The organism is Micromonospora craterilacus (genome assembly GCF_003236315.1).
Taxonomy (GTDB): domain Bacteria; phylum Actinomycetota; class Actinomycetes; order Mycobacteriales; family Micromonosporaceae; genus Micromonospora; species Micromonospora craterilacus.
In genome coordinates this window covers 1-2657 of the sequence record NZ_POTY01000420.1, presented here as the reverse complement: position 1 = coordinate 2657, position 2657 = coordinate 1, and the positions used below count along the sequence as shown (strand labels likewise).

The window sequence follows — 2657 nt, the reverse complement described above, 5'->3', positions numbered from 1 at the left end:
CTTCTGCACCTTCGCCGTGGCGTAGCGCAGCGACGGGCCGACCTCGTCCACTTCCAGCTCGATGACGGTCCGCTTCTCGCCCTCGCGGGTCTCGTACGACCGCTGACGTAGCCGGCCCGACACGATGACGCGGGCGCCGCGCTGCAACGACTCGGCGACGTGCTCGGCGGGCTGCCCCCAGACGGTGCAGGGGAGGAACAGCGGTTCGCCGTCCTTCCACTCGCCGGACGCCCTGTCCATGAACCGGGGCGTCGAGGCGACGCGGAACTTCGAGACGGGCTTGCCGCTGGGCGTGAACCTCAGTTCGGGGTCGTCGGTGAGGTTCCCGATGACCGTGATGGTGGTATCTCCAGCCATGATCGGCTTCTCCTTTCGTGGTGGTGGATCAGGTGGTGTGGGCGCGCAGCACCCGGAGGCCGCCGCGGCGCTTCACAGCGCGGCGCTCCTCCTCGCTCATCCCGCCCCAGACGCCCGCGTCCTGCCCGGACTCCAGCGCCCACTGGAGGCACTGGTCGGTGACGGAGCAGCGGCGGCAGACGGCCTTGGCCTGCTCGACCTGCAACAGGGCCGGGCCCTTGTTGCCGATCGGAAAGAACAGCTCCGGGTCTTCGTCCCGGCAGACGGCGTGGTGTCGCCAATCCATGTCGATCACTCCTTCGGTGTGCGGGTCAGTGCGGCGGCGGGCGCGGCGGGGTCGCCGCCGTACAGGTCGATCTGCTGGCGTGAGGAGGTGCACTCCTCGCCGGTTTCGGGGTCGTTGTGCGTGGACAGGCGCTCGGTCTGCCGGGCGACGCTGACCTGCCGGCCGCAGGTCGGGCAGTCGGCCCTTGCGGAGCGGCCACGGCCCATCACCGGCCCTCACCCCCGTTGGCCATGGGCAGCAACACATCCCCGTGACACGGCTCTCCGGCGGGGCAGGTGCAGGCCAGGTCGTAGCCGGCCAGCGGGGCGACGAACTCGGGCGTCCACACGTCGTCGTTCCACTTCACCCAGGCGCGGAACAGGGCGACAGCGTCGGCCCGGTCGCGGACGGCGCGGATCACCTTGTCGCCGATGCGGGTGCCGGCCGGGTGGGTGCCGTCGTACGGGCACGCGCAGCGGCCGTGCCAGCCGGGTTCGATGACCAGGCTGCCGATCTTGAACGGGTTGCTGTACCGGCCCGGCCGGGTGATCAGACGCGCGTTGGGTGGCAACGGCTTGCCCGCGTACCGGTTCCAGTGGATGCGGCGCGGCACCGTCAGCAGGTGCTCCACGAAATGCCCGTTGAACAGCGCGTACGGCGACCGCCGCGCCTGGATCAGGTCGATGGCCTCACCGGCGGTGCGGCCGAGCCGGATCAGCGTCAGGGCGGTGACGAGCCCGGACCGGTTATAGCCGGCCTGACACCTGATCAGCGCGCGCCGGCCTGCGCGGACGGCCGCAGCAGCAATGCCGGCCAGCTCGGCGCAACGGCGCGCGTCGGCGGGCAGCAGCGCCCCGTCGGGGATGTTCAGGTAGTGGTGCTCGACCCCGGCGGCGGGGCCGGAACCCCACCGCCGGTAGAGGGAGATCACCACGTCGAACTCGTCGCCGACGACCACGTCCACGGCGGGCGGGTGCTCACCGGGCGTGGCGAGCCGGTCGTGGCCGCCCATGAACAGGCCCGGGATGATCTCGTTCCAGGCGTCGGGGGCGTAGGGGATCATGCGCCCACCGCCTCGGGTACGAACCGGGCCGCGTCGACACTGAGCTGCGGGTCGCCGGGGGAATAGTCCCGGCACCCTGGCCACCACCGCCGAACATCGGTGCCGGCGCCGTTGCTGATCCGGCCGCCGTCGTCGGCGGTGCACTTGCCGTACGACCGGTTGTGGTGGCCGAGGACCTGCCGGTGCCAGCACGAGCCGCAGCGCGGGCCGGCGGCCTGCCGGTCGTCGGCCGGCGGCGCGTCCGGGTGTAGCGGCAGGTGTCGGCCGAGGGCCAGGCCGAGAGGGTGCCGGCCGGCGGCGAGGGCTGCCGCCTGCCGCAGGGTGCGGCGCCGGTCCGCCGACACCTTCTCTACCGGGGCGGGCGTCACCTGGTAGGCGGCGGCGTCGAAGAGGCCAGCGTCAGCCACGGCTGGCCTCCTTCGCGGCGTGCTGGCGGCGCAGTGCGTCGGTGGCGATCCGGCCGGCCGGGCTGGTCGGGTCCGTCTCCCGGATGTGCTCCAGCGCGAGCTGGAACGCCTCCAGGTCGACATCCACCAGGGACACGCCGGCCGGCGGGGGCGCGGTCCGGCGGGGGCGGCGGATCGCGGCCAACTCCCGCCCGATGCGACGGGACAGCAGGTCGCCGGGCCGCCACACGCCCACATCGGCGCCTCCGGCGGCGAGCAGGTCCATCCACACCTGCTGCTCCGGTTCGACCTTGCCGGTGCTGGACTTCAGTTCGCGGAACAGCTGCCCGCCGGGGCCGGCGATGGCCAGGTCAAGCCAGCCGGCCCCGTCACCCTGAACCGGGGTGATCCACTTGCCGGGGCGGATCTCGACCGGCCGGAAGTGCGCCACCCGTACGGGCCGGAAGCCGGTTTGGATGAGTTCGATGACCGCCTCTTGCTGCTCCGCTTCTTCCCGGCTGCGGGGCTTCGCGCCGGGCGGGCGGGTGCGGGTCTTCGGCGGCATCTGTCGTTCACCTCCCGCGGG

Annotated in this window: 6 protein-coding genes; all 6 read right to left on the bottom strand. The window is 72.8% G+C overall.

Annotated elements, in window-relative coordinates:
- A partial coding sequence (locus C1I95_RS33320; protein ID WP_111220030.1) for a single-stranded DNA-binding protein occupies positions 1 to 357 on the bottom strand: 357 nt, incomplete at its 3' end.
- 28 nt (positions 358 to 385) lie between these two features.
- A complete protein-coding gene (locus C1I95_RS33315) occupies positions 386 to 643 on the bottom strand; it encodes a WhiB family transcriptional regulator (protein ID WP_111220032.1) in 258 nt (85 codons plus the stop codon).
- Between the two features lie 5 nt (positions 644 to 648).
- Positions 649 to 852: a hypothetical protein gene (locus C1I95_RS33310; RefSeq protein WP_146605941.1), complete on the bottom strand. Its 204-nt coding sequence runs from the start codon at positions 850 to 852 to the stop codon at positions 649 to 651.
- Complete coding sequence (locus C1I95_RS35565; RefSeq protein WP_158566523.1) at positions 849 to 1685, bottom strand: DUF4326 domain-containing protein; 837 nt, start codon at positions 1683 to 1685, stop codon at positions 849 to 851. Before C1I95_RS35565 ends, C1I95_RS33310 begins: the two co-directional genes overlap by 4 nt.
- Positions 1682 to 2092 carry a hypothetical protein gene (locus C1I95_RS33300; protein WP_111220026.1) on the bottom strand — a complete coding sequence of 137 codons (411 nt, stop codon included), beginning with the start codon at positions 2090 to 2092 and terminating at the stop codon, positions 1682 to 1684. The genes C1I95_RS35565 and C1I95_RS33300 overlap by 4 nt, the downstream gene beginning before the upstream one ends.
- The coding region (locus tag C1I95_RS33295; RefSeq protein ID WP_233514045.1) for a hypothetical protein at positions 2085 to 2657 on the bottom strand (573 nt) is incomplete at its 5' end. The genes C1I95_RS33300 and C1I95_RS33295, both read right to left, overlap by 8 nt.

Bases quoted from the DNA above. Each gene is read 5' to 3' on its own strand.
- C1I95_RS33315 (WP_111220032.1), bottom strand. From the start codon at position 643: ATGGATTGGCGACACCACGCCGTCTGCCGGGACGAAGACCCGGAGCTG.
- C1I95_RS35565 (WP_158566523.1), bottom strand. From the start codon at position 1,685: ATGATCCCCTACGCCCCCGACGCCTGGAACGAGATCATCCCGGGCCTG.